Annotated in this window: 26 protein-coding genes; 16 read left to right on the top strand and 10 right to left on the bottom strand. The window is 62.9% G+C overall.

The features are described from left to right. Positions 1–110: 110 nt before the first annotated feature. The gene (locus GM668_RS04940; protein ID WP_155437841.1) at positions 111–1244 is read left to right on the top strand and encodes an alpha/beta hydrolase family protein; all 1134 of its coding nucleotides are present in this window, start codon (positions 111–113) and stop codon (positions 1242–1244) included. Positions 1245–1279: 35 nt separating this feature from the next. Further along, the gene (locus GM668_RS04935) at positions 1280–1951 is read left to right on the top strand and encodes an SOS response-associated peptidase (RefSeq protein WP_155437840.1); all 672 of its coding nucleotides are present in this window, start codon (positions 1280–1282) and stop codon (positions 1949–1951) included. 10 nt (positions 1952–1961) lie between these two features. Here the strand turns inward: GM668_RS04935 and GM668_RS04930 are convergent, their stop codons facing one another. The 3 genes from GM668_RS04930 to GM668_RS04920 form a co-directional block, all read right to left on the bottom strand. Then, positions 1962–2396: a DUF4431 domain-containing protein gene (locus GM668_RS04930; RefSeq protein WP_155437839.1), complete on the bottom strand. Its 435-nt coding sequence runs from the start codon at positions 2394–2396 to the stop codon at positions 1962–1964. Continuing rightward, on the bottom strand, positions 2393–3097 hold the full coding sequence (locus GM668_RS04925; RefSeq protein ID WP_155437838.1) for a hypothetical protein: 705 nt from the start codon (positions 3095–3097) through the stop codon (positions 2393–2395). Before GM668_RS04925 ends, GM668_RS04930 begins: the two co-directional genes overlap by 4 nt. Positions 3098–3216: 119 nt before the next feature. Continuing rightward, positions 3217–4776, bottom strand: a complete 1560-nt coding sequence (locus GM668_RS04920) for a S10 family peptidase (RefSeq protein WP_229498944.1) — start codon at positions 4774–4776, stop codon at positions 3217–3219. 209 nt (positions 4777–4985) lie between these two features. Here GM668_RS04920 and GM668_RS04915 point away from each other — a divergent pair, with 209 nt between their 5' ends. From GM668_RS04915 to GM668_RS04890, 6 genes are all read left to right on the top strand, one after another. After that, entirely contained in the window at positions 4986–5501 is a 516-nt protein-coding gene (locus GM668_RS04915; protein ID WP_155437837.1) for a DUF6622 family protein, read from the top strand. A 43-nt stretch (positions 5502–5544) separates the two neighbouring features. After that, a complete protein-coding gene (locus GM668_RS04910) occupies positions 5545–5793 on the top strand; it encodes a hypothetical protein (protein ID WP_155437836.1) in 249 nt (82 codons plus the stop codon). A gap of 53 nt (positions 5794–5846) precedes the next feature. After that, a complete protein-coding gene (gene trxC, locus GM668_RS04905) occupies positions 5847–6299 on the top strand; it encodes a thioredoxin TrxC (RefSeq protein ID WP_155437835.1) in 453 nt (150 codons plus the stop codon). 280 nt (positions 6300–6579) lie between these two features. Continuing rightward, positions 6580–8574, top strand: coding sequence for a TonB-dependent receptor plug domain-containing protein (locus GM668_RS04900; protein ID WP_229498942.1), 1995 nt, complete (start codon positions 6580–6582; stop codon positions 8572–8574). Continuing rightward, positions 8571–9134 carry a YfiR family protein gene (locus GM668_RS04895; RefSeq protein ID WP_155437834.1) on the top strand — a complete coding sequence of 188 codons (564 nt, stop codon included), beginning with the start codon at positions 8571–8573 and terminating at the stop codon, positions 9132–9134. The genes GM668_RS04900 and GM668_RS04895 overlap by 4 nt, the downstream gene beginning before the upstream one ends. Beyond that, positions 9131–10999, top strand: a complete 1869-nt coding sequence (locus GM668_RS04890) for a putative bifunctional diguanylate cyclase/phosphodiesterase (protein ID WP_155437833.1) — start codon at positions 9131–9133, stop codon at positions 10997–10999. The genes GM668_RS04895 and GM668_RS04890 overlap by 4 nt, the downstream gene beginning before the upstream one ends. A 74-nt stretch (positions 11000–11073) precedes the next feature. Here GM668_RS04890 and GM668_RS31565 read toward each other — a convergent pair whose 3' ends face one another. Both GM668_RS31565 and pdxR read right to left on the bottom strand, forming a co-directional pair. Continuing rightward, positions 11074–12708 (bottom strand): biotin-independent malonate decarboxylase subunit beta, encoded by a 1635-nt coding sequence (locus GM668_RS31565; RefSeq protein ID WP_308506811.1) that lies wholly within the window; start codon positions 12706–12708, stop codon positions 11074–11076. A gap of 93 nt (positions 12709–12801) precedes the next feature. Continuing rightward, positions 12802–14235 (bottom strand): MocR-like pyridoxine biosynthesis transcription factor PdxR, encoded by a 1434-nt coding sequence (gene pdxR, locus GM668_RS04875; protein ID WP_155437832.1) that lies wholly within the window; start codon positions 14233–14235, stop codon positions 12802–12804. A 117-nt stretch (positions 14236–14352) separates the two neighbouring features. On the opposite strand from pdxR, the gene GM668_RS04870 reads away from it, so the two are divergent. From GM668_RS04870 to GM668_RS04850, 5 genes are all read left to right on the top strand, one after another. Then, positions 14353–14802, top strand: coding sequence for a carboxymuconolactone decarboxylase family protein (locus GM668_RS04870; RefSeq protein ID WP_155437831.1), 450 nt, complete (start codon positions 14353–14355; stop codon positions 14800–14802). Between the two features lie 9 nt (positions 14803–14811). Next, positions 14812–15222 carry a cupin domain-containing protein gene (locus GM668_RS04865; protein ID WP_155437830.1) on the top strand — a complete coding sequence of 137 codons (411 nt, stop codon included), beginning with the start codon at positions 14812–14814 and terminating at the stop codon, positions 15220–15222. 70 nt (positions 15223–15292) lie between these two features. Then, entirely contained in the window at positions 15293–16522 is a 1230-nt protein-coding gene (locus GM668_RS04860) for an MFS transporter (protein WP_155437829.1), read from the top strand. Positions 16523–16528: 6 nt separating this feature from the next. Further along, positions 16529–17155 (top strand): helix-turn-helix transcriptional regulator, encoded by a 627-nt coding sequence (locus GM668_RS04855; protein WP_155437828.1) that lies wholly within the window; start codon positions 16529–16531, stop codon positions 17153–17155. Between the two features lie 55 nt (positions 17156–17210). Next, positions 17211–17465, top strand: coding sequence for a hypothetical protein (locus tag GM668_RS04850; protein ID WP_155437827.1), 255 nt, complete (start codon positions 17211–17213; stop codon positions 17463–17465). Between the two features lie 8 nt (positions 17466–17473). Here the strand turns inward: GM668_RS04850 and GM668_RS04845 are convergent, their stop codons facing one another. Next, positions 17474–18106, bottom strand: a complete 633-nt coding sequence (locus GM668_RS04845) for a hypothetical protein (RefSeq protein WP_155437826.1) — start codon at positions 18104–18106, stop codon at positions 17474–17476. An 89-nt stretch (positions 18107–18195) separates the two neighbouring features. Between GM668_RS04845 and GM668_RS04840 the strand changes: the two genes are divergently transcribed. Beyond that, positions 18196–19005, top strand: a complete 810-nt coding sequence (locus GM668_RS04840; RefSeq protein WP_155437825.1) for a helix-turn-helix domain-containing protein — start codon at positions 18196–18198, stop codon at positions 19003–19005. A 14-nt stretch (positions 19006–19019) separates the two neighbouring features. Here GM668_RS04840 and GM668_RS04835 read toward each other — a convergent pair whose 3' ends face one another. Next, on the bottom strand, positions 19020–19571 hold the full coding sequence (locus GM668_RS04835) for a DUF1877 family protein (RefSeq protein WP_155437824.1): 552 nt from the start codon (positions 19569–19571) through the stop codon (positions 19020–19022). 21 nt (positions 19572–19592) lie between these two features. Then, positions 19593–20780: a multidrug effflux MFS transporter gene (locus tag GM668_RS04830; protein ID WP_155437823.1), complete on the bottom strand. Its 1188-nt coding sequence runs from the start codon at positions 20778–20780 to the stop codon at positions 19593–19595. 151 nt (positions 20781–20931) lie between these two features. Between GM668_RS04830 and epsC the strand changes: the two genes are divergently transcribed. Together epsC and GM668_RS04820 are read left to right on the top strand one after the other, a co-directional pair. Beyond that, positions 20932–21861: a serine O-acetyltransferase EpsC gene (epsC, locus tag GM668_RS04825; protein ID WP_155437822.1), complete on the top strand. Its 930-nt coding sequence runs from the start codon at positions 20932–20934 to the stop codon at positions 21859–21861. 134 nt (positions 21862–21995) lie between these two features. After that, entirely contained in the window at positions 21996–22562 is a 567-nt protein-coding gene (locus GM668_RS04820) for a YceI family protein (protein ID WP_155437821.1), read from the top strand. A gap of 3 nt (positions 22563–22565) precedes the next feature. Here the strand turns inward: GM668_RS04820 and GM668_RS04815 are convergent, their stop codons facing one another. After that, positions 22566–23144: a chromate transporter gene (locus GM668_RS04815; RefSeq protein ID WP_155437820.1), complete on the bottom strand. Its 579-nt coding sequence runs from the start codon at positions 23142–23144 to the stop codon at positions 22566–22568. Then, the gene (locus tag GM668_RS04810) at positions 23141–23722 is read right to left on the bottom strand and encodes a chromate transporter (RefSeq protein WP_155437819.1); all 582 of its coding nucleotides are present in this window, start codon (positions 23720–23722) and stop codon (positions 23141–23143) included. Before GM668_RS04810 ends, GM668_RS04815 begins: the two co-directional genes overlap by 4 nt. Positions 23723–23779: the final 57 nt, after the last annotated feature.

Here is a 23779-nt window from a genome sequence, read left to right as displayed (position 1 = left end):
TGGCGCGGACATTTTTTTGCGGAACTTTCCCTTCTGGTATTGCCTTGAAAAAAGGCAGGCGGCATCATCGAGACTCTTTGCCTCAATCAATTTCCGGAGCGAATCACCGCATGTTTGCCGCCGTCCGACGCCTTGCCGCCGCCCTGGCCGTGTTATCCGCAGTGCCCGCCATGGCGGCGTTGCCTGCTACGCATTTGAATGAAGAGGTGATCCGTGTTCCGGCAGGGCCGAATCTGGCGGTGTCGCTGGAAACCACCGTGTACAAGCCGGATGGGCCGGGCCCGTTTCCCTTGCTGGTGATTAACCATGGCAAGGCGGCTGGCGACCCGAAATTGCAGTCGCGCGACCGCTTTGTGTATATGGCCAGCGCGTTCGTGCGGCGCGGCTATGCCGTGATGGTGCCGATGCGCACGGGCTTTTCCAATTCCACAGGTAAATACATTGAGCATGGCTGCAACATGACGGCCAATGGCTATACGCAAGCCAATGATGTGCGCGACGTGATCCGCTACGCCAGCCGCCAGGACTGGATCGATGCGCAGCATATCGTGGTGGCGGGCCAGTCGTATGGCGGGCTGGCCACGATGGCGTTGGCCACGCAAAGCATGCCGGGTGTGCGCGGCGTCATGAATTTTGCCGGCGGCTTGAAGATGGTGGGCGGCACGTGCGACTGGCAGGAAGCGCTGGTGCGCGCATTTGGCGAATATGGCCGCCGCAGCAAGGTGGCCAGCCTGTGGATGTATGGCGCCAATGACCAGTATTTCCCGCCTGCGCTGGCTGGCCGCATGCACCATGCGTACACGGGCGCGGGCGGCCGTGCGGAACTGGTGGCGTTTGGCCCATTTAAACGCGATGCGCACACGATGCTGGCCAGCCGCGATGGCGAAGCCGTGTGGCTGCCCGAAGCGGCGCGTTTCATGGAACGCATCGGCATGCCATTCCAGGAGCGCTATGCGCTGGCCGATCCTGGCGCGCAGGCGCCCAGCCATTACGCGGCAGTGGAAGATGTATCGGCGCTGCCTTATCTGGCCGCCAATGGGCGTGTTGCTTATAAAGATTTCCTGAACCGGCAAATGCCGCGCGCCTTTGCCGTGTCGGCCAGTGGCGCGTGGGGCTGGGCGGAAGAGGGCGAAGACCCGCGCCGCAATGCGCTGGCGGCCTGCCAGTCCAAGAGTGCGCAGCCATGCCAGTTATATACGGTGGATGACGCGGTCGTGTGGCAGGGCACGGGCCGCACGGATTAATCGTCACGTTTTTAACATGCTGCTATCATCGCGGCATGTGTGGACGCTTTGATCAAAATGATATCGCGCGGCGCTTTGTCGCCGCGTTCGGCTGGGCCGACGCGGCCATCCGCAGCGAAGCCATGCCTACCGTCAATGCCGCGCCGGGCACCTACCGTCCCATCATGCATATGGAAGACGGGCAACTGGTCGTGGATGATTTGTTCTGGGGCTACCGGGCGCGCTGGGCTGCCGAGAAATTGCCGATCGCCTACAACGCGCGGCTGGAAAAAATCACGAATAACTACTGGGGCCGCTTGCTGAAGACGGGGCGGGCGCTGGTGCCGGCCTATGGCTGGTATGAATGGACAGGCGAAAAAGGCCACCGCCAGCCGTGGCACATCCACCGCAAAGACCGCGAACCCATTTTCATGCTGGCGCTGGCCAACTTCGGGCCGTTCAAGGAACACAAGGCGGAGTCCGGCTTCGTGCTGATCACGGCCGACAGTGCGGGCGGCATGGTCGATATCCACGACCGCCGCCCCGTTTGCCTGAATGCCGCCGATGCGGCCGTGTGGCTGGATCCGGACCTGTCCACCGAACAGGCGGAAATGCTGGCCCGTTCGATGGCGCTGGGGCCGGAAGAGTTTGAGTGGTACAAGGTCAGCCCGGCGTTGAACCGGGCGGGCAATGACGGGGAAGAATTAATTGTGCCGCTGGCGGAGTGAGTGTCCGCTGTTACAGAATACCTTCGATGCCTTTTTGCTTAGCCACGTCGATGTGCTCCACGTCGATTAACACATCGGTATGGTGATGCCCCGTCACGGCCTGAAACAGGCTGCCGCTGGCGGTAACTTTCTTGCCCCGGTAGTGCTTGAGGCTGACTTTTGCCGGCGGGACCATCGTGACCATCGATTGCTGCGTTTCTGTCACCACCCCATCGGCGTCCGACACGCCGATGCAGACAGGCGCATCCAGCTTCAGCAAGCCTTGTGTCTCCCTACGGTCAGTTTTTGGCGTTTCGCCATAGCCCGGCGGACCGTAAAAAGTTTGAATGACGACCATGCCGTGCAATGTGACAGGGTGGTCATCAACGCGCAGGCAGGGAGCTGCCTGCGCTTGAAAAGCCAAGCCCGCCAGCAGCAGGGCGCAAGAGACGGTGAACCGCGTCATGCCTTCGCCGCATTGGCTTCCTTGATCGTCGCTTCCAACGATTTCAAGTTGCTTTGCACCATGCGCAGTTGCGAAGAGTAATCAACGATCAACTGGTACACCTCGCGGTTACGCTCATCGAACGATTTTCCTTTCAGCTGCAGGCGCGGCAGCGCGCCGATGATGGTGGGCCCGTTGACCATGGTGATGCTCTGGGCAATCATCGCATTGCTTTCGCGCTGGTGGGCGTAAATCCCGGAATAGCGATGCAATTCGTCTGCTTCCATCCAGCTGGCTGCTTGGCTGGCCACGGCAACGTCCCACGCTTCGTGCCGGAACGTCGGGAAGGACAACTTGATGGTCATGTCGGCGTCCAACCGCTGCTGCAATTGCACCTTTGTTGCCTGCTCATAGTCAGTCTTGGCCTGGCCGGTTTTGCTCTCGGACTCTTCCAGAATCCCGTGTACATACTCTTTCAGGGCCGCATATTTTTTCAGCTCTGGCTCATTTCCATCAATCGCTTCCCTCAATTCCTTCAACGTGCCGGCTACTTCGGCCTCAATGCGCGCAGCAGCCTGGTGCGCCTGATGCTTGTGGTGCCAGCTGGTCGCGGCATGCTCCAGCCCCAGCGCCGTGAGAATACTGATGACGATCATCGTGTATTCGGCAGTAAATGCTTTGAACGACGCCAGTGCGCCTTTTTTGGGTAATTCCGCGTGCATATTCCATTCCTGATTGTTGCTGCTCAACAATGAGCGGCAACAATCTTACATGAAAGGCATGCAAATTAAGTAATTTTGAGCCGAAAATAAGGGCCGCCGTTGCGGCGGCCCTACGGCAGTCAATATTTGGCAGCTTGGTTGGCCGCTGGCAAGGTCGAGCGGATAAAGTCGCGCAAATCATCCGTGGACTTGGCCAGGTCTTCCGAGCGCAGGTACATCATGTGGCCGCTGCGGTAGCCTTCAAAGCGCAGGCGGTCGCGCAGCTTGCCGCTGGGGTCCAGTTGCCACATCGTGTATTTCGCATCGAAATACGTGGTGGCGCCATCGTAATAGCCCGACTGCACCATGACTTTCATGAACGGGTTCATGGCCATGGCCTTGCGCAAGTTTTCACCGGTGGTATCGTTTTTATTGTCCCACGGGTGCACCGAACCGAACACGTTGTACTTGATGTCCGTCTTGTATTGCAATACGTCGCGCAAGTAATGGTTGATGGCCGGCGTGAACGAATGCAGCCACGACGTCAATTCCGCGTTGTAGTCGACTGTATTGCCGGCGTCGGTTTTATCGATGCCCTTGTAGCGGGAATCGAGGCGGCCCACCGTATAACCCTCGTCGCGCAGCAATTCCTTCCAGAAGAATTCCGTCGGCACCACGAGGTTATGCTGCAGCACGGCTTTTTCACTGATGCCCGCATAGCGTGCGATTTTCGCGGCAATTTGCGCTTTCCTTTGCGCATCGAGGAAGCCGCCTTTGGCCAGCGCGGGGATCAATTCATCGACAGTAAACGCTTCCGCTTCCGGCAACACCTCCTTCAAATCCCTGGCCTGCAAATCGGCTGGCAATTTTTTCTGGTACCACGCGGTGGCCGTGTAGTAGGGCAAATTCAGCGCGTCGCCAACGATGCCGTCGCGCTTCAAGCCCAGTTCGGTTGGTGAAACGAGGATCACGCCATTCAAGTACATCCAGTGTGCATTTTGCAATTCCAGCGCCAGGCCGGCCACGCGCGTGGTGCCATAGCTTTCGCCAATCAAATATTTGGGCGAGGTCCAGCGGCCTTCACGCGATACAAACGTGTCCAGCCATTCCGCGAGATAAGACACGTCGGCATTCACGCCAAAGAATGTGGCGCGGTCTGCTTTCGGATCCAGGATGCGGGAAAAGCCCGTGTTGACCGGGTCAATGAAAATAATGTCGGCCACGTCGAGGATCGAGTGCGGATTGTCACGCACGCCATAGGGCTGCAGCGGATAGCCTTCGTCATCGATGTTCAGCATTTTCGGGCCCGTGTAAGCCACGTGCATCCACACGGAAGCCGAGCCGGGACCGCCATTGAAAGACAGCACCAGCGGGCGCCGCGCCTTGTCCGCCACGTCGCTGCGCTGGTAATACGTGTAAAACAGCGACGCGATGACTTTGCCATCCTTGTCCCACACAGGCTGCGTACCGGCCGTGACTTTATAGGGCACCGCCTTGCCCTTGATGGTGACCTGGCCGGTTTTCGTGACAGCCGATTCCGCTTTCAGCACCCGTTCGAATTGCGCCGGCGCGGCGGGTTTGGCTTCTGCCTTGGTGTCAGGCTTGGTTTCCGGGGCTTGCTCGGCGTAGGCAGTGGATAACGCCATTAACAGGACCGGGAGGACAGGGAGGACAGGGGCGAGACGGGCAATCAGTTTCATGGACAAGCGGCTCCTCGTTGTGAAGCCACGTAGTATTTCACAACAGAAATTGGATAGGTTTCCAATTTACAAACCCGATACATTTTGCCGCAGTGCCCGGCTAACTGGTTTCGCTCCCGTTTTTCCCGGTTTCGTCGCATCGCGGTGGTGGCCGGACGCTGCCGCAGGCAAAGTACACCCATCGCAACCAACTACATACGGAGCACACCATGCTGCAGCAAATCGTCAGCCACACCCCTGTTTATGTTTGGGCCATCCTGGGTTTCCTGGTAGTACGCGGCGTAGCGGCGAGCCGCACCCGCACCGTTACGTACCGCAGCCTGTTCATCATGCCGGCCGTGATGCTGGCGCTGGCGTTGAACAGCATCATGGGGCGCTTTGACGGCGGCGCGCTGCTGGCCGCCGTGTGGTTCGCTGCCATGGCGGTTGGCGCCGCGCTGGCGTGGCGTTTTTCGGATGGCCAGGTGGCTGCCGTGGACCACAATGCTCGCACCGTGCAATTGCGCGGCAGCTGGACGCCGCTGGCCTTGATGATGGCCGTGTTTGCCGGTAAATACGTGGTGGGCGCCGCCATGGGCATGAACCCGGCGCTGGCGCACAACACCAGCTTTGCCATGACGGCGTGCGCCCTGTTTGGCCTGTGCAACGGCGTGTTCAATGGCCGCCTGCTGCGCTGCATGGCCGCCTGCCGTGGCGCCGCTGCCCCGATGGTGCGCGCTGCATGACCGTACAAACCGCTAGACTGGCGTTCCGGATAAAGGAGGCGCGATGGCGGAATGGCTGGAGTGGCTGCAATGGCCGGCAATGGGGGCATCGTTGCTGGCGGCATGGCTGGTGGCGTCAACCAGGGCCCCGCGCCGCAAGGCCGGTTTCTGGGTGTTCCTGGCCAGTAATGCACTGTGGATCGCGTGGGGCTGGCAAGATAGTGCGTGGGCGCTGATTGCGTTGAATGGCTGCCTGGCCGCCACGAATATCCGTGGCATCATGAAAAATGACGAGGCAGGCCAGCGCTGCTGATCGCGGGTTTCTGTTACATTGGCGTCACTTTGTAACAACAAGAATGATTCACCATGGAACCCCAAGTCCCGGAAAACCTGCACATCGTTTGCCCCCACTGCGACGCCGTCAACCGCGTCCCCGCCGTCAAGCTGACCCATACGCCGACATGCGGCGCCTGCCATCGCGAATTGTTTGCCGGCAAACCGGTGGACTTGAGCAGTGCCCGCTTTGACAAGCACATCAGCCGCAGCGACTTGCCCGTGCTGGTGGATTTCTGGGCCCCGTGGTGCGGTCCATGCCGCCAGATGGCGCCATTCTTTGAGCAGGCTGCCATGGGCCTGGAACCCATGTACCGCGTCGTCAAAGTCAATACGGAAGAAGCGCAAGACCTGGCGGCCCGTTATAACATCCGCAGCATACCCACGCTGGCGCTGTTCAAAGGCGGACGCGAGGTCGCGCGCCAGCCTGGCGCGATGGATGCGCGCAACATCATGAACTGGGCCCAGCAAGCCAACCGTTCTTGATATTGCCCCTAGCATATATTCATCAAAAATGCATCTTTGCAACATCCATACCACGTTCTGGATGCTTCTAAGCAACACTTGACCCCATCTTCACGCATTCCCGTGTAACATGCACTTCGCTTGCGGCGGTCTGGCCTGCAGCCCGGCCGCCGGTGCGACGCCACTTGATGGGCGCTTCCAATGCGTCCATTCGGGCTCATCGCAGGGCCGCCAGCTTTCCGCAAACCCTGAAAGAATGGTTATGGTCACGAGGTTGCATATATTGCGAGCCAGTCAGCTGATGCTCGCCTTTGCCGCAGGCGCGGTCGCGTCCTGCGCTGCAGCCAATCCCATTCCTCCGCAAAAAATCAGCCCGGACAGCGGCAGTGATGAACTGGCCGTGCTGCCACTGGAACAATTACTGGAATTGCAGGTTGTCACGTCGGCATCGCGCTTTGCCCAGGCGATTGCCGATGCGCCGGCTGCCGTGGTCGTGGTGACTGCGCAGGATATCCGCGACCATGGCTGGCGCACGCTGGGCGATGCGCTGGCGTCGCTGCCAGGACTGTATGTGACCAGCGACCGCAATTATGCCTACCTGGGCGCCCGGGGTTTCCTGCGTCCCGGCGATTACGACAGCCGTTTCCTGCTGCTGATCGATGGCATGCGCACCAATGATTCCGTGTATGACCAGGCGATGATCGGCACTGACGGCATGCTCGATATGGACCTGGTGCAGCGTATTGAATATGTGCCGGGGCCGGGTTCCGCAGTCTACGGCGCCAATGCGCTGTTTGGCGTGATTAACGTGATTACGCGCAGCGGCAGCAGCGTGGGATCCACGCAGGCATCGGTGGCGGTGGCCAGCTTTGGCGAAAAGCGCGCCCGCGCCACCCATGGCTGGCATGGACAAAACGGCGCCGACCTGCTGTTGTCGGCCAGCGCCTACACGCGGCGCGGCGAAGACTTGTATTTCCCTGAATTTGATACGCCGGACCAGAACCGCGGTATCGCGCGCGGCCTGGATTATGACCGCAGCCACAGTCTCTATGCGAAGGGGACCTATGGCGGCTGGACCCTGTCGGCCGCCTATGTTTCCCGTACAAAAGGCGTGCCGACCGGTTCATTTGGCGCCATCTTCAATTTGCCCAACTACACGCGCGATACACAGGGCTCCGTGCGGGCCGGCTACAGCGCGGAACTGGCGGCGGGCCTGGCGATGTCGGCGCAGGCGTACTGGAGCCGCGCGGATTATTTCAGTATCGGCAGCTATCCGGATGATGCGGGCCTGCCGCAGCTCAACGGCGATGGCGACCATGGCGCCTGGTATGGCGCCGGCGCCCAGCTGACGTGGACCGGCTTGCCGTCGCAGAAAATCGTCGTAGGCGCCGACGCGCAGCGCAACCGCCGGCGCGACCAGTTCAATTACCGGCTGCCATATGTGTCGCAGCTGGACGACCACCGCGCCGATGCGCGGGCCGGCCTGTTTGCCGAAGATGAAGTGCGGCTGGCGCCCGGCTGGATCCTCAATGCCGGCTTGCGCTATGACTGGGACGATACCACCGGCTCCAACGTCAACCCGCGCGTCGCGCTGATCTGGCATGCCAGCGCGCTGGACACGGCCAAGCTGATTTACGGCACCGCCTACCGGGCGCCGAACGCCTACGAACTGTATTACACCTTCCCCGGCGAAGGCGGGCAGCTGGCCAATCCAGCCTTGCAAGCCGAACACATTTCCACCCGCGAACTGATCCTGGAGCACCGCTACGCCGCCCCTGGGTTTGCCCGCCTGTCGCTGTACCGCTATAACACGCGCGATTTGATCGGGCAGCAAACGCTGGCCGACGGCATGCTGCAATTCCTGAACGTGGCCCGCGCCACCGCCAACGGCGCGGAACTGTCGTTCGAGCGCCAGCTGGGCAATGACGTGCGCCTGCGCGCCAGCGGCGCCTGGCAGCACGTGGCGGAAAACGCCGGCGGCATGCCGATTGACGCGCCACGGCGGCTGTTCAAGCTCAATGCCGCCATGCCCGTGCTGGGCTTCCGCGCGCGGCTGGCGGGCGAAGTGCAGTGCATGTCGGCGCGCCGCACGGAAAACGCCATGGTGGGCGGCTATTGCGTGGCCAACGCGACGCTGGGGGCGATCCGCCTGATGCCGAACGCGGATTTGTCATTGAGCGTGTATAACGTGCTCGACGCCCGCTATGCGGACCCGGCCGGCCCCGCATTCCGCCAGGAAGCGCTGGCGCGCCAGAGCCGCACGCTGGCGGTGAAGCTGGTGGGAGGATTTAAATGATGGCTGCCATCCGCCACGCCATGCACCCGCCGCGCCCGTGCGCAGCAGGCGTGTGGCGCGTGGCGGGCTGGCTGGCGCTGGCAAGCGCGTTCAGCGGCATAACGTTGCCTGCAAGCCACGCCCAGGCGCCGGTTCAGGGCGGGGCGCTGAAGGCGGCGTATATTTATAATATCGCGCTGTTCACCACGTGGCCGGTGGCCGCAGGCCCGGACAAGCCGTTTGCCGTGTGCGCAAGGCCGTCCCATGCATTATGGGAAAACTTGCGCAAACTGGAAGGCAAGCATGTCAATGGGCGGCCGTGGACGCTGTACGACGTGGCTGTTGGACCAAAGGTATGCGACATCACGGTACTGCCGGTCGAAGCGGCGCCGGGACGTGCGCCGGATCCGGTTGCCACGCTGTTTGTCGTGGACGGCAGCGCTGCCGGCAAATATGCGGGCGCCGTGACGCTGGTGGATGAGGAGGAGCATGTCCGGTTCGACATCGACACGCGGGAGGCGGCGCGCATGGGATTGAAGTTCAGCTCGCGCCTGTTGCGGCTGGCGAGGAATGTACTGTGAAGAATAAGGAAGCCCTGCAGTTGACGTCGATCCTGGGCGCGGGGCAGATGCTGGCCGCATCTGCCGCCGTGGTGGTGGCGTGCTGCATTTTGCTGGTCTACCAATTGCTGGCGCAGCGCCAGGCGCTGGTCACGGAAAGCCACGTGCAGGCCGCCATCGTGGCCGACAATATTTCCGCCTCGCTGATGTTCCGCGACCGCGACGCCGCGGCCGACATGCTGCGCGCCTTCCGTTCCGCGCCGAATTTATTGCAGGTGGCTGTGTATGACGCCAATGGCGCGCTGTTTTCCGAATACAGCGTGGAAGGCCATGCGGCGCCGCAACACCTGGCGCCGGCCGGCGACGCAGGCTTTAACGAAGTGCGCGTGACGTCGGACATCGGCTACAAGGATGCGCGGCTGGGCAAAGTCGTGCTGGTCAACAGTACGCATGGCATCCGCGACACGATGGTGCGCTATGTCGGCCTGATGCTGGCGGCAGCGGTCGGCGCGCTGTTCGTGGCGCGGCAACTGGTCCGCAAGACGCGGGACCGGGTGGCGCAGGCCGAGCGTGAACTCGACAACCTCGCGCATACGGACCTGGTCACTGGTTTGCCGAACCGCCGCGCCTATTACCGCATCCTCGAACAAAAGCTCGCGGAGCAGCCCACGTCCGGCGGCAGCGCGGCGCTGCTGCTGGTCGACCTGGACAACTTCAAAGTGGTCAACGATACGGCCGGCCACCATGCCGGCGATGAATTGCTGCGCAAGGTGGCGGCGGAGCTGAGTGCGCTGCTGCGCCCCGGCGACGTGGTGGCGCGTATCGGCGGCGATGAATTTGCGCTGGTGGTGTCGCCGGTGCGGCGCGATTTGGCGCATGCGCTGGCCGTGCGGGCGACGGAAGCGCTGCGCAAGCCGTTCAATATCGAAGGCAGCGATATCTTTGCCACCGCCAGCGTCGGCCTGTGCCTGTATCCGGACGATGCCGCCACCCGCGAAGAACTGGTGACGGCCGGCGATACGGCCCTGTACCACGCGAAAAAAACCGGCCGCAACCGGCTGGCCGAATATGTGCCGGAAATGACCTTGCGCACGCAGCGCCGCATCCGCCTGGAGCGCGAACTGCGGCGCGCGCTGGAAGCGGGCGGGCTGGAAGTCCACTACCAGCCGCAATTCGATTGCGGCACCGAACAGCTGGTGGGCGCGGAAGCGCTGATGCGCTGGCGCCATCCGGAACAAGGCTTTATTTCGCCGGCTGAATTCATTCCCGTGGCCGAAGACAGCGGCCTGATCGTGGCGCTGGGCGAATGGGTGTTGCTGCAGGCGTGCGCGGAAGGGGCGCGCTGGGTGCACATGGCGGAACAGGCGGGGACGCCGCCGCCCAGCATTGCCGTCAACGTGTCGGCCCGGCAGCTGCGTGAAAAAGGCTTCCTGGACGTGGTGATGCGCACGCTCGCCGCCACCGGCTTGCCGGCGACCCAGCTGGAACTGGAACTGACGGAAAGCATGCTGATGGAAGATGTGGAATCTGCCGTGCAATTCATGCGCGATGCGCGCAATAACGGCATCCGCCTGTCGATTGACGATTTCGGCACCGGCTATTCATCGCTGGCTTACCTGCAGCGGTTCCCGATCAACCAGCTGAAGATCAACCGCAGCTTTACCTGTTCGCTGCCCAATGACGGCACGACCATCGTCAGCGCCGTGATTTCACTGGCGCGCGACTTCCAGCTGGCCGTGGTGGCGGAAGGCGTGGAAAGCCGCGAACAGCTGGAATGGCTGCGCCGCGCCGGCTGCACGTATGCGCAGGGTTATTTGCTGGGCAAACCCATGCCGGCGGAAGCGCTGCGCCAGCTGATTGAAGCGCAGCGCCAGCCGGTCCACTAACGCCGGCACGCGGTGCGCCACGCCCCGTCATCCCGCATCGGCGGACCGTTGCGGCTGCGAGGGGCCATGGCGGTTTATGCGTGGCGGTTTTCCACGATGGCGTCAATGATGGCGGCAGCCAGTTTGCGTCCGCCGCGCTGGGCGCCTTGCGCGGCGCGGAAATCCTGCTGCGGGCAATCATGCAGCGCCATCGTCAGCTGCGCGTGCATCGCGGGCCGTTCCCAGATGGCCGTCAGTCCGCCCATGCGGCGGAAGTTTTCCGGGCCCGGTGCAAATACCGGATGGTCGGCCGCCAATTGTTCCAGCCGGGCCAGCGGCACTTTGGTAATGCGGGACATGGCCGGCAGCGCCATCACGCGGATCGCCGCTTCCTGCAGCGCATAGCATGCATTGGCCATCAGGCCGGTGGCGACAAAGCCGCCTGACAGCGCCTGGCCATAGACCAGCGCAATGACTTTATGGCCACGGCGCCGCGCCAGGTCGATGCATTGGGCCAGGTGCGCCATGTAACTGTGTATGCCCAGCATTTCATCGCGGCGGCGCAGGCGCTGGCCTTGCGTATCGACCAGCAGCACGATGGGACGGCCCGGATGATGGCGCACGATATCGAGCACGGCGCGGGCTTGCGCCAGCGCGATTTCAACGCCGATGGCCGTGTGGCCGCACGTGCCGGCGACCGCCACCGGCTTGCCATTCAATTGCGCGCTGCCGGTGAGGAAGGCGCCATGCTGTTCAATGCTGTGACCCTGGGGGAACAGGCTGGCCGCCACGGAGCGCCAGTTGTCCGCGCCATCGCCCAGGGGCAGTTGCGGTGCGCCGCCTGCTGGCGGCGCCAGCGCGCCCGCGATGGCGTTGAACGCCGCCGTATCGAGCGCCGGCACGGCGTGCGCGTCGGGCACGCCCAGCGCGGTCCAGATGTCGCGCGCATCCGTCAGGCCGCCAAAGGCTGCGATGCGGCCGGCCAGCAACGCGTGTTTGCCTTCCAGCAAGGATGTGGACAGCGCGGCGCTGCCATGCATTGCACCGATGGCGGCCAGCGCCGCATCGCGGAACGCCGCCACGTCGTCATCGACCAGCATCTGGCAATCGCCCAGCAGGCGGCGATGCTTGCCGCCCGTGGTGCGCCATACGAGGCCGCGGTCGCCCGCATCAAATTCTTCCTCGCCGCAGGCCGATGCAATGACTTCCGGCCCCGACATGGCGAGCCGCGCCTGGGCCGACATGATGACGGCATTGGCGCAGCGCGCAATGATGCCCATGCCGCCAAACGCGCCATTGGCGCCGCCCACCAGCGCGATCACGGGGATGCCGGCGGCCCGTACGTCGAGCACGGCGCGCAGCACTTCGGCCACGGCAATCAAGCCGGCATTGGCTTCGTGCAGGCGCACGCCGCCCGATTCCGCCAACAGCAGCACGGCTTGCGGTTTTTCCACCAGTGCGCGGCGCAGCCATCCCGTCAGCACGGCGCCATGCACTTCGCCGATGGCGCCGCCCATGAAGCTGCCGTCCTGCGCCGCCACGAACACCGGCATGCCGTTCAGCTGCGCGCGGCCGGCCGTCACGCCGTCGCCGGGCAGCGCGGTCACGCCCAGCAGCGCCAGATGCGGGCTGGCCATGCTTGCCGCGGGACCGGCGAATTCTTCAAAGGTGCCCGCGTCGCACAGCAGGCGCACCCGTTCGCGGGACGACGCTTCCAGGTAGCTATTCATCGATGGTTGTGGCTCCGTTTTTTTCAATGCCCGTAGGGTAGCATGGCTTGCCGGGCGCACTGCCATGCGCCGCCGCCATGCCGGCTATTGTGGCTATCGCATTTCGCCGAGGATGTCGCGCACGCGCAGCAAGGCTGCATCGATATCGAGCGTATCGATGGCGCCATAACCCAGCAGCAAGCCTTCGCGGGGCGGGTGGTCGCAATAGAATTTGCCGAGCGTATACAAGCCGACGTCGGCGCGCCGGGCCAGCCGCAGCAGCTGGTCCATGTCCATGCTGTCCTTGCACTGTGCCGCCAGGTGGAACCCCGCCGTGGCCGGCAACAGTTCAAACCATGGCGCCAGCCACGCCGCAAATCCGGCCTGCAGGCGCTCGCGCCGCTGCGCATAGACGGCATGGCAGCGGCGGATGTGCTTCAACAGCGCGCCATCGCTGATGAAGCGGGCCAGCGCGTGCTGCGCGAGTGTCGCGGTATGCCAGTCGCAATAATGCTTGGCGTTGTGGACGGCATTGAGCAGCGCGTCCGGCGCCACCATGAAACCCAGGCGCAATTCCGGCGTCAGCACTTTGGAAAACGTGCCGACATACGCGACCAGGCCATGTTTATCCATGCCTTTGAGGGAATCCGTGGGACGGCCTTCATAGCGGAATGCGCTGTCGTAATCGTCTTCAATGACGATGGCGCCGATGGCGCGCGCCCGCGCCAGTAGTGCGCGCTTGCGCGCCACGCTCATCGGCACCCCCAGCGGGAACTGGTGCGCCGGAGTTACATAAATCAGCCGCGCGCTGGCGGGGATCAGTTCTGGCACGATGCCGTCGCGGTCGACAGGCACGCCCGCCACGTGCGCGCCTTGTCCGGCAAACAGCATGCGCGCGGCGGGATAGCCCGGGTCTTCCACGGCCGCCACGCTGCCCGGTTCCAGCAAAATGCGGCCTAATAAATCCAGCGCCTGCTGGGCGCCGTTGGTGACCACCACTTGCGCCGCCGTGCAGGCGACACCCCGGGTAAAGGCCACGTGGCGGGCAATGGCGTCGCGCAGCGCCGGTACGCCTTCCGCGTCCGTATAGCGGCCCCGCCTCTGCGTCTCCTGGCGCATGCCGTGCAGGATGCAGCGGCGCCAGTCTTCTTGCGGAAACAGGCTGGCGGCCGGCCTGCCGCCAACAAATTCAAAGCGGGAACCGCCTTCCTGCTGCGGATGGCGCAGCGGGGCGGGCAAGGTATCCCAGCGCGCCACGGTGGCGGCGGCAGCCAGCGGCGCGGCATGCGCTGGTTGCGCGCTGCGCCTGGCAGGCGCCTGCACAAAGCTGCCGGCGCCTGCCTTGCCCACCACGAGATTGTCCAGCGTGAGGCGGCTGTACGCGTCTGACACAGTCTTGCGCGATACGCCCAGCTGTTCCGCCAGCAGCCGCGATGGCGGCAATTGCTGGCCATGCGCCAGGCGCCCGCTGCGGATGGCGTCGCCCAGCTGGCGGTAGAGCTGGCCGGCCAGGTCTTTGCGGCCTTCGATTACGATATGCAGTTCCATAGTCTCCCAACCTGCGGCCCATCTTGGCCCCCGTGATTTTGCCAGAATTGGCCACCTTGGGCCGGGCGGGCGCTTCCTACAATGGCTGCATCTTCAACGAAGGCAAGGAGCCATACCATGCAAGCCCATACTCCCCGCATTGATTTCTACGCCGCCGCGCCGGACGCCATGAAAGCCATGATGGCCATGGAAGTGGCGATCGGCAAACTGGGCCTGGAACCCGCGCTGGTGGAACTGATCAAATTGCGCGCGTCGCAAATCAATGGCTGCGCATATTGCGTGGATTTGCATGCCGGCGACATGCGCAAGCAGGGTGAAAGCGAACGCCGCATCACGGGCGTGTCCGTGTGGCGCGAGACGCCGTTTTATACGCCCCGCGAACGGGCCGCGCTGGCGTGGACCGAAGCGCTGACATTGCTGGCGCAAACCCATGCGCCGGATGCGGATTACGCGGCGCTGGCGGAACACTTTACGCCGGCGGAAATGGTGGCCGTGACCATGGCGGTCAATTCGATCAACAACTGGAACCGCTTTGGCGTGGGGTTCCGCAAGCTGCCGACGCTGTAAGGAGACGCCATGCGAAACTTGTTGATGATGGCCGTACTGGCGCTGGCCGGTTTCGGAGCGCACGCGCACGACGGCCATGCGCCGCAGGGGCAGGGTAGCCGCACCGTGTTGCAGCGCCAGCCATTGCCCGATGCACCGGGGCGCTATGGCGTCATGCTGACGGTCAGCTACGCGCCGGGCGAAGCGTCGCCGGCGCACCGGCATCCGGGTTCCGTGTTTGCCTATGTGCTGGAAGGCGAAGTGCAGTCGCAGCTCGGCAATGGCGCGCTGGTGACGTACAAGGCTGGCGATTCATGGGTGGAAACACCGCGCGTCCTGCACGCCGTGTCGCGCAATGCCAGCGCGACGCAGCCCGCGAAATTGCTGGTGTGGCTGATGGCGGGAGAGGGCGAGCAGCCGACCGTAGTGGAAAATAAGTAAACAAAAATATTTACATATTGTAGGGTGGCGCGTATAGTCCAGTGATCCTGTTAAATAAATAGCACGCGCCATGAAAAATGCCCTGCTGATCGCCGCCGCCTGTGCGCTGGCGTTGTTGTCTTCCATCGGGGCGTCGCTGCCGTATCCGATTTTGCCGCCGCTGTTCGCGTCCGGCGTGGAGAACGGCCTCAACCAATTCCTGGGTTTGCCGCCCAAGCTGCTGTTCAGCGTGGCGGTCATGATCAATCCGGTCGGCTTGCTCTTGGGTTCTGCCGTGCTGGGGCCGCTGTCGGACCGTTTTGGCCGCCGCTCCGTCCTGCTGGCGACGGGCCTGGGCGCTGCTATCGGCCACGCGGTGTCGGCGCTGGCGCTGCTGGCCGAATCGTATCCCCTGTTTATTGTGGCGCGTTTTATTACCGGGCTGCTGGAGGGGAATGGCTCGGTGGCGCGCGCCATGCTGGCCGAGCGGATTGACGGTCCGGTCCGTTTGCGGGCCCTCAGCTGGCTCAATGGTTCCGCGTATCTGGGCTGGCTGGCGGGGCCATTGCTGGCCGGCGTGACGGCGGGCTTCGGCGTCACCGTGCCGTTCTGGATTGCCGCTGCCGCGCTGCTGGGCGTGGCGCTGGTGGTGGCGTGCACGTTGCCGCGCGATCCGGCGCCGCAGGGCGGCGCGGGCTCGTGGTGGCAGGTGGCGCGCGAACGCCATGCGCTGAACCTGGTCAAGCATGCGGATTTGCGCAAGCTGTTTATCCTGCACCTGGCGCTGACGTGCGGCGTGACGGCCTTTTATGAGTATTTCCCGCTGTGGCTGGTGGATATCGCCCATTACGATGCGCAGCAAATCGCCATCGCCAACATGGGCTTGTGCGGCATGATGGCGCTGGCTTCCGGCATGGCGGGCCGCGTGGCCGATGGGCCGGCCATGCAGCGGGCGGGTTTCCATGCGCTGGGCATAGCCGGCGCGGTGGCGCTGCTGGGCCCCGGCCATTTGTGGATCGGGCTGGCGGGCATCGTATTGTTCGGGATTCCCAATGCGTTTTATAACGCTGTCGTGCAGCACTGGGCGGCCGATCGTTTTGGCAGCCATGGACAAGGCGCCGTCATGGGCTTGCTGGCGACGACTTTTTGCCTGGCAAATATCTTGATGGCCCTGGCCGGCTCCGTGCTGACCCTGATCGATACGCGGCTGGTCCTTGTGCTGGGCGCGGTATTGTCGGCGTGGTCCGGGTGGAACTGGCTGGCGTGGGGACGGCAGGCGCTGCCGCCCGCATCCGGCGCCGAACCCGGATTGGCGGAGTGACACTGGATGAATACGTTTGACCACATGCTGTATTTGCTGAAGACACGCGGCCCGCAAAGCGCACAAACGCTGGCGCAATTGCTGGGGCTGACGTCGATGGGCGCGCGCCGCCAGCTGGAAGCCGCGCAGGAAAAGGGGTACACGGATTTTGCCGACGTGGCCGACAAAGTGGGCCGCCCGTCGCGCCGCTGGCATTTGACGGCGGCGGGGCACGCGCGTTTCCCGGACCGCCACGCGGACTTGACCTTGCAAATGATTACGCAAGTGCGCGCCTTGTTTGGCGAAGAAGGATTGGACCGGCTGATTACGGCGCGCGAGCGCGACAGCGAAGCGCAGTACCGCAAGCAGGTGGAGCAGGCGCCGTCCGGCCTGGTATCCAAAGCGGCGGCACTGGCTGGCGCCCGCGAAGCGGAAGGCTATATGGCGGAAGTGGAAGTGCAGGATGATGGCAGCGTGCTGCTGGTTGAAAACCATTGCCCGATTTGCGCGGCTGCGGCGGCGTGCCAGGGTTTTTGCCGCTCGGAATTGAACGTATTCCAGCGCGTGCTGGGCGATGATTGCACGGTGGAGCGCGCGGAACATTTACTGTCGGGCTCGCGCCGCTGCGTGTACCGCATCCGTCCTGTGCGCTGAGCTTTCCCGCGCCATCGTACACTGCTGTCAACCGACGCATTGCAAGGAGGACAACATGCTGGACGAACAAATACGCCGCCAATTCATCGGCGAAGTGTGGCGCCGCTACGAAGAATTGCAGAACTGGGCCATTGCCAACTGGCCGGACCCGGAAAATCCGCTGAGCACATCGGACTTCGTCGAAGGACGCAAGGAAATCCTCAACCTGGGACAAGGCCGCGCACGCTGGCGCCAGGCCGTGCAGGCCGGCGCGGAACCGGAACACGGCGGCAAGCAATACGAGCAAGTGACGCCGATGCCGTGGCCGTGAGCGTGCGGTCAGGGCGCTGGCAGTAGCGCGTAAAACACAGCCAGGTATTGGGCAGGAATTTGCACATTGTCGGCGGCCATGGCAGCCACGATCACGGCACCGAGCAGTGCCCCGGCTGCGCCGGCCACCACGGCCGCGATTTTCCTGGCCGGGAGTTTGCGCACCCCCATGCGTGGCGCCAGCGCACTGCCCAGGTGGACAAAGATGGCGGTCAAGGCCAGCACATAGTGCGGCACAAAATACAGCGTGAACGGCCACACGTGCAGCCCGGCTGCGGCAAAGTATAAATTCGTATCGAGATGGTACAAGCCGCGCCCGCCCAGCGTGGCGGCGGTGTGCGCCACAAGGAAATACAGTAAATACATGCCGGCAATGCGGGCAGGCGTGGCCAGGCCATTTGGCGCGCCACGCGTGCGCTTCAGGCGCATCACGCCCGTGACGATTTGTACCAGTACACAGGCCAGCAACAGCGCTTCCACGGGCGGCCAGCGGTAGACCAAGCGCAGGCTGTCCATCACTTGCAAGTGCACGGCGGGACCCTGCAACAGCAGCAGCTGGTTCGCCAGGTGCAGTACCAGGAACAGGCCCAGCACGATGCCGGAATAGCGGTGCAGTTTATAAAGGGTGGCGGTAGTTTGCATGGTGTGTTGGTAAAAATGCTAAGCTGTCAGGGTTATGGCAAGCGTACTGCGGGCCGACTTCCCGGTATTGAATAAATCCGACATGTCCCATGGCTGATACCCACGTGATCCTTGCGCCCGCCGCCTTGCATGGCTGTGTGCGGGCCTTTATTGCACGCGACAAGACGCATGCGCCGCAGCAGCCCGCGCTGAACCATTTTCCAGCGACGCAGTTTTGCACCATCACGTGGTTCCTGCACGGCCAGGCCCATTTGGGCGATTCCGGCGCCAGCCCGCTGCTGGACCGTGTCGTCGTCAGCGGCCCGCTCAGCCTTCCGCTGGTCACGTGGAACCCGGCGCCCGTGCATGCATTCATGGTGATCTTGTACCCGGATGCATTCCGCCAAATGACGGGGATCGACTTGACAGCGATGACCGGCCAGTTGAAGGCGGCCCGCGAAGTGCTCGATGCGGAATGGATGGCGTTTGCCGGCGCGGTGCTGGCGGCGGGCAGCGACGGCGAACGGCTGCAGCTTGCCGGCGGTTTTTTGCGCAAGCAGTGGCAGCCGGCCACGCCGGCAGTACAGGGCGCGTCGTGGCTGCGCTCGTTGTCGGCCCGGCTGGACAGCGTGCAGCGCGCCATCGGCGAGCGGCAGTTCGAACGCAAAGTCAAACAGTTGACAGGGCAGTCCATGCAGACGTTGCGCCGCAACAGCCGGCTGGAATCCGCCCTATTGCAGGCGCGGGCGGCTGTGAACAATGGTTCGCTGGACTGGTCGCAGCTGGCGATGGATGCCGGTTATTCCGACCAGCCGCATTTTTGCCGCGAAGTGCGGCGCCTGTCCGGCGTGGCGCCCGGCGAATTGCTGCGGCGCAGCCAGGATGATGACGGGTATTGGCTGTACCGCTGGTGGCGCTAGGGGCGCTAAGGGCGCTAAGTCATGTGGATGACGGCGCCCAGCTGGTGCCGCGCGGCGAATGCTGCAAAGGCTTGGAAGTCGGCAAAGCAATCCTTCAGGCACGTGGCCAGTTCAGCGCTGCCGGTTTCCCACATGTCGCCCAGGTAAACACCGTCAAAATCCGCCGTCTTCATGGCGGCCACCAGCTGGTCTTCGCTGATGCCGGCGCACGCTTCGGCAATGCGCGCCATGGCGGCGGAACGGTGGTACAGCGCGGGACCATAGCCGACATCGATGTGGCCCAGCGGCTGTGCATCGTCAAAGAAGCATGGCATGCGCGGCGCGCAGGTTTTCAGGCAGGCGCCCAGGCCATCCCACAGGCGGTCCAGGTCCAGCAGGTAGCGTTCGTGGCCGGTGTACACGAGGCTTGGCACGGACGGCGCATGCGCGCAGCTGTCAAAGCCGATTTCCGCAAGGTACAGCGCATCGTCTTCCGGCTCGACCAGGCGCCACACGAGGGGCGGGTCGGCCAGTACGCGGCGGATATTGCCGTCGCTGACGGCGTAAGCAACACAAGAGATTCCCATCCAGAAATCCTAGCACGGCATTTATGTGTTTGCTGAAAACTCTTTATTCTGTTGCGCAATCCCCCACGCTATCAGGCTGACAGTCAGGCAAGCCAGCACGCCGCATGCCAAGTGATAGGCGCTGTCAAACAGCAGCGGCGCCAGCAAGCCGGACACCAGCGCAAATAAAATCATCTGGATAAACGATTGCATCGATGAAGCCAGGCCGCTGTTGTTGGGGAAATGGTTCAGTGCAATCAAGGTCATCGGCGGCATGGAAATCGCCAGCGCGAACGAATACAGGAACAGCGGCAGTACGGCCCACGGCACTTCGGCGGCAAACACATAGTTGTAGGCCACATTGGCAATGGCGGCCGCGGCCATCAGCGCATAGCTGATCCAGATTTGCGTGCTTTGCGCATAACGGTGCGCGAATTTCGACGCCAGCGCGGACCCGATGACCATGCCGCTGATCAGGGGGATGAACAGCCATGCGAATGCGGTTTCCGGCAAGTGCAGGATATTCATGATGAAGTACGCGGCCGAACCGATATACAGCGCGAAGCCGCCAAAGGCCATGCCCACCGCGACCGACAACAGCAGGAACTGGCGGTGGCACACGACTTTCCAGTAATTGCGGGCGATGGCGCCAAAGTGGAACGGGTGGCGCTGCTGCACCGGCAAGCTTTCCGGCAGTGCGCGGTACACGGCGGCGATCATCACCAGGCCGAACGCCGTGAGGAACCAGAAAATCGCACGCCAGCCAAACGACACTTGCAGCCAGCCGCCGAGTATGGGCGCAATGGCGGGCGCCAGGCCGAACACCATCATGACGTTGGCGAGAATCTTTTGCGCCGCCGCGCCACTGAAACGGTCTTGCACGATGGCCCGGCCCACGACGGAGCCGGCGCCGGATGACAGGCCCTGTACGACGCGGCACGCCAGCAAGACGCCAAAGGTGGGCGCCAGCGCCGCGCCGACGGACGCCAGCACGTACAGCGCCAGCGACCACAGGATCACGGGGCGGCGGCCAAAGGAGTCCGACAGGGTGCCGTAAAACAGCATCATGAAGGCGAAGCAAAACAGGAACAGCGACAGCGTTTGCTGGATCGCCATCGGGCTGGCGTCGAACGTTTGCGCGATGGCAGGGAACGAGGGCAGGTAAGTGTCGATGGCCAGCGGGCCCACCATGGTCAGCCCGGCCAGCAGCACGGTCAGCAGAATATTCATTAGCAGTGTATCTTTGTGCGGACCGGTATTTTACGCCACCATGACGAAGGATAGCGATATGCGCTTTTCGCATATCGATGGGTGAATTTATTCTTTCGCGTGGCTTCACCCGCTCATTAAGCTAAACAATTGTTTTGTTTTCATTCTTGCCATGACCATCGATACTTTTGACGGCACCGGCGTGCGCGCATCGCACTGGAACCTGGGCCCTGTGATTGAACAGTTGCGTACGTCGCGCGAAGCGACGCATAACATCCGCCACCAGGGCAAGGTGCGCGAATTGCCATCGCGCGAAGCGCTGGTGGCGATCGTGGACGGCATTTCCGCCGTGCTGTTCCCCACCCATTATGGCCGTCCGAACTTGACCGATGAAAGCATCGATTACTTTGTCGGCGATACGCTGAACACGACCCTGAACCGCCTGTCGGAACAAGTGCGCCGGGGCCTGCAGTTCGATAAGCAGTTTGACGGGCTCGATGAAGAAGCGCTGACGCAAAAAGCGCATGCGATCACGCGCGAGTTCGCAGCCGGTTTGCCCCAGGTGCGGGCGCTGCTGGTGTCGGACGTGCATGCGGCGTTTGCCGGCGATCCGGCTGCCACGTCGATTGCGGAAATCATGCTGTGCTATCCGGGCACCATCGCGATCCTGCACTACCGTATTGCGCACTTGCTGCACAAGCTGGGCTCGCCATTTATTGCGCGCCTGATTTCCGACATTGCCCACACCAAGACGGGCGTCGATATCCACCCGGCCGCCACCATCGGCGCCAGCTTCTTTATTGACCATGGCACCGGCGTCGTCATTGGCGAGACGGCGATTCTGGGGCAGGGCGTGCGCCTGTACCAGCACGTGACCCTGGGCGCCAAACGCTTCCCGCTTGACGCCAGCGGCGCGCTGATCAAGGGAACGCCGCGCCATCCAATTGTCGAGGATGATGTGGTGATTTACGCGGGAGCGACGGTATTGGGCCGCATCACCATCGGCGCCGGTTCCACCATTGGCGGCAACGTGTGGCTGACGCAAAGCGTGCCGCCAAACTCAAACGTGTCGCAAGCGCTGATGCGCAACGAATGCCGTTGACCATCGATTTTTTCGATTGTAATGCGGGAAATTTTCTGTTTTACAATCGAATAGTCGATAGTCATAATCACTCCCACGTAGATGCCCGGCCTGAAGGCCCGGCGCCATGTGTTTAATCATTAACTGGAGTGAATATGAAGAAGATTGTTGCCTTGCTGATCGCCGCTGGTTTTTCGCTGGCTGCCACCGCTGCGCCGGAAACCTATGTGATTGACACCACGCACACGGCGCCCCGTTTCGAATACAGCCATTTCGGCTATTCGAACCAGGTCAGCCGCTTTGACAACACCACCGGCAAGATCGTCATCGACAAGGCTGCCAAGACCGGTTCCGTCGACGTGACCATTGACGCCAAGTCCGTCAACACGGGCTATGCCACGTTCAACAATCACTTGCAGGGCGAAGACTTCTTCAACACGGCCAAGTACCCGGCCATCACGTACAAGTCGACCAAGGTGAACTTCAATGGCGATAAAGTCGCGTCGGTGGACGGCAACCTGACCATCAAAGGCATCACCAAGCCGGTGACGTTGACGGTGACGTCGTTCCAGTGCATGCCGCATCCGATGCTGAAGAAAGACGCGTGCGGCGCCAACGCCGTGGCGAAAATCCTGCGCTCGGATTTCGGCGCAGGCAAATACGCGCCACACGTCAGCGATGAAGTGACCCTGACGTTCGCGATTGAATCCGTCAAGGAGTAAGCGTCAGACCAGCTGGAACCAGCCCAGCACGGCGCCGGCGCCCAGCAGCCACAGCAAGTGGATGCTGGTGCGCCAGATCAGCACGCCGGCCACGAACGACACGGCCCACAGCGGCCACTGTTCGATGGTCTGCGCGCTGGCCGTGGCCAGGATGATGCCGGTGGACACCAGCATGCCCACCACCACGGGCGACATGCCTTGTTTAAACGCCCGCACGCCGCGCTTTTCGCGGTTGCGGTGCAGCCATTGCGACGCCATATACGTCAGCGTCGTGCTGGGCAGCATGATGCCCGTCATGGTGACCGCCACACCCAGCGCGGCCGCTGTATAACTGCCGGCATTCAAGCCGACTTTCCATCCCATCAGGGCGACGAACAGGATGTTGGGACCCGGCGCGGCTTGCGCCAGGGCGATGGCGTCGTTGAATTGCTGGGGCGTCAGCCAGTGGTGCTGTTCCACCAGCAAACGGTGCATTTCCGCCGTGGTGGAGATGGCGCCGCCCACCGACATCAGCGACAGCAGCAAATAGTGGGCAAACAAGTTGAACCAGTCGCTCCACGTCAAGACGATCGTGGCCGTCATTTGTTGAGCCTCCGGTAAGTCAGCAGGCAGCACAACCCGCCCAGTCCGGCCAGCACGTACAGCAGCGGCGCCCGCAGCCCCACCAGCAGCACGACTGCCAGCACGGCAATCCCCAATCCAAACACCAGCGGCAGCGGATGCTTTTTCAGCGACGCGGCCAGTTTTACGCCGGTGGCGGCAATCATGCCGGCGGAAACCGCCGCCATGCCGCGCAGTGCGCCGGCCACGCCCGGATGATCGGCAAACTGTGAGTGCAGCAACGCCAGGACGATGATCAGCAGCAGCGGAATGGCCAGCATGCCGGCCAGTGCGGCTGCCGCACCCGGCATGCCGAAGTAGCGGGCGCCGATTACCAGCGACAGGTTCACGACATTGGGCCCTGGCATGATTTGCGCGACGGCCAGTTCTTCCGTGAATTCTTCCTGCGTCAGCCAGCGCTTGCGTTCGACCAGCTCGCGCTGCACGACAGCCAGCACGCCGCCGAAACCTTGCAACGCCAGGATGGTAAAAGAGAGAAACAAGTCGGCCAGGGATTGCGGCCGCCGACGGTCGCCGCCAGGGTTGTCTTCGGGAATCATCCCAGTATTATCCTTGACTTCGCAATTTATTGTTCGATACTCCCTTCACGGCCGCAG

Origin of the sequence: Pseudoduganella ginsengisoli (assembly GCF_009720865.1) — a bacterium.
Lineage (GTDB): Bacteria > Pseudomonadota > Gammaproteobacteria > Burkholderiales > Burkholderiaceae_D > Rugamonas > Rugamonas ginsengisoli.
This window is presented reverse-complemented; position numbering and strand designations above follow the sequence as displayed.

Bases quoted from the DNA above. Each gene is read 5' to 3' on its own strand.
- GM668_RS04920 (WP_229498944.1), bottom strand. From the start codon at position 4,776: ATGAAACTGATTGCCCGTCTCGCCCCTGTCCTCCCTGTCCTCCCGGTC.
- GM668_RS04930 (WP_155437839.1), bottom strand. From the start codon at position 2,396: ATGACGCGGTTCACCGTCTCTTGCGCCCTGCTGCTGGCGGGCTTGGCT.
- GM668_RS04845 (WP_155437826.1), bottom strand. From the start codon at position 18,106: ATGCAAACTACCGCCACCCTTTATAAACTGCACCGCTATTCCGGCATC.
- GM668_RS04850 (WP_155437827.1), top strand. From the start codon at position 17,211: ATGCTGGACGAACAAATACGCCGCCAATTCATCGGCGAAGTGTGGCGC.
- pdxR (WP_155437832.1), bottom strand. From the start codon at position 14,235: ATGGAACTGCATATCGTAATCGAAGGCCGCAAAGACCTGGCCGGCCAG.
- GM668_RS04865 (WP_155437830.1), top strand. From the start codon at position 14,812: ATGCGAAACTTGTTGATGATGGCCGTACTGGCGCTGGCCGGTTTCGGA.
- GM668_RS04835 (WP_155437824.1), bottom strand. From the start codon at position 19,571: ATGGGAATCTCTTGTGTTGCTTACGCCGTCAGCGACGGCAATATCCGC.
- GM668_RS04940 (WP_155437841.1), top strand. From the start codon at position 111: ATGTTTGCCGCCGTCCGACGCCTTGCCGCCGCCCTGGCCGTGTTATCC.
- GM668_RS04830 (WP_155437823.1), bottom strand. From the start codon at position 20,780: ATGAATATTCTGCTGACCGTGCTGCTGGCCGGGCTGACCATGGTGGGC.
- GM668_RS04925 (WP_155437838.1), bottom strand. From the start codon at position 3,097: ATGCACGCGGAATTACCCAAAAAAGGCGCACTGGCGTCGTTCAAAGCA.
- GM668_RS04820 (WP_155437821.1), top strand. From the start codon at position 21,996: ATGAAGAAGATTGTTGCCTTGCTGATCGCCGCTGGTTTTTCGCTGGCT.
- GM668_RS04910 (WP_155437836.1), top strand. From the start codon at position 5,545: ATGGCGGAATGGCTGGAGTGGCTGCAATGGCCGGCAATGGGGGCATCG.
- GM668_RS04815 (WP_155437820.1), bottom strand. From the start codon at position 23,144: ATGACGGCCACGATCGTCTTGACGTGGAGCGACTGGTTCAACTTGTTT.
- trxC (WP_155437835.1), top strand. From the start codon at position 5,847: ATGGAACCCCAAGTCCCGGAAAACCTGCACATCGTTTGCCCCCACTGC.
- epsC (WP_155437822.1), top strand. From the start codon at position 20,932: ATGACCATCGATACTTTTGACGGCACCGGCGTGCGCGCATCGCACTGG.
- GM668_RS04900 (WP_229498942.1), top strand. From the start codon at position 6,580: ATGCTCGCCTTTGCCGCAGGCGCGGTCGCGTCCTGCGCTGCAGCCAAT.
- GM668_RS04860 (WP_155437829.1), top strand. From the start codon at position 15,293: ATGAAAAATGCCCTGCTGATCGCCGCCGCCTGTGCGCTGGCGTTGTTG.
- GM668_RS04855 (WP_155437828.1), top strand. From the start codon at position 16,529: ATGAATACGTTTGACCACATGCTGTATTTGCTGAAGACACGCGGCCCG.
- GM668_RS04915 (WP_155437837.1), top strand. From the start codon at position 4,986: ATGCTGCAGCAAATCGTCAGCCACACCCCTGTTTATGTTTGGGCCATC.
- GM668_RS31565 (WP_308506811.1), bottom strand. From the start codon at position 12,708: ATGAATAGCTACCTGGAAGCGTCGTCCCGCGAACGGGTGCGCCTGCTG.
- GM668_RS04870 (WP_155437831.1), top strand. From the start codon at position 14,353: ATGCAAGCCCATACTCCCCGCATTGATTTCTACGCCGCCGCGCCGGAC.
- GM668_RS04895 (WP_155437834.1), top strand. From the start codon at position 8,571: ATGATGGCTGCCATCCGCCACGCCATGCACCCGCCGCGCCCGTGCGCA.
- GM668_RS04840 (WP_155437825.1), top strand. From the start codon at position 18,196: ATGGCTGATACCCACGTGATCCTTGCGCCCGCCGCCTTGCATGGCTGT.
- GM668_RS04935 (WP_155437840.1), top strand. From the start codon at position 1,280: ATGTGTGGACGCTTTGATCAAAATGATATCGCGCGGCGCTTTGTCGCC.
- GM668_RS04810 (WP_155437819.1), bottom strand. From the start codon at position 23,722: ATGATTCCCGAAGACAACCCTGGCGGCGACCGTCGGCGGCCGCAATCC.